Annotated in this window: 1 protein-coding gene; it reads right to left on the reverse strand. The window is 54.5% G+C overall.

What is annotated here, in order from left to right:
* On the reverse strand, window positions 1–429 hold a 429-nt coding region (locus MWU78_RS22260), incomplete at both ends, for a putative Ig domain-containing protein (RefSeq protein WP_247002015.1).

Here is a 429-nt window from a genome sequence, read left to right on the forward strand (position 1 = left end):
TGGTTCACCGGAACATCCGTTACGTTCCAGGTAAAGGAGACCGTGGCAGACTCGGAAGGAGTGCCATCGTCAGTTACCGTTACCTCTACGGCGTAAGGACTGTTGGTCGCAGCGCCCGTGGCAATAGTACCACTGATAAGCCCTGTTGACGTATCTATGGATAGCCCCGTTGGCAATGTTATGGCTGAATAGGTCATACCGTCGTCCTCGGGATCACTGGCGGCAATCTGTAGGGAAATAACATCCCCCTCAACGCCCGTCTGGACTCCTGGATTGGTGACCATCGGTACCTGGTTCACCGGAACATCCGTTACGTTCCAGGTAAAGGAGACCGTGGCAGACTCGGAAGGAGTGCCATCGTCAGTTACCGTTACCTCTACGGCGTAAGGACTATTGGTCGCAGCGCCCGTGGCAATAGTACCACTGATA

The sequence above is a fragment of the Arenibacter sp. F26102 genome (genome assembly GCF_023015865.1).
GTDB lineage: Bacteria > Bacteroidota > Bacteroidia > Flavobacteriales > Flavobacteriaceae > Arenibacter.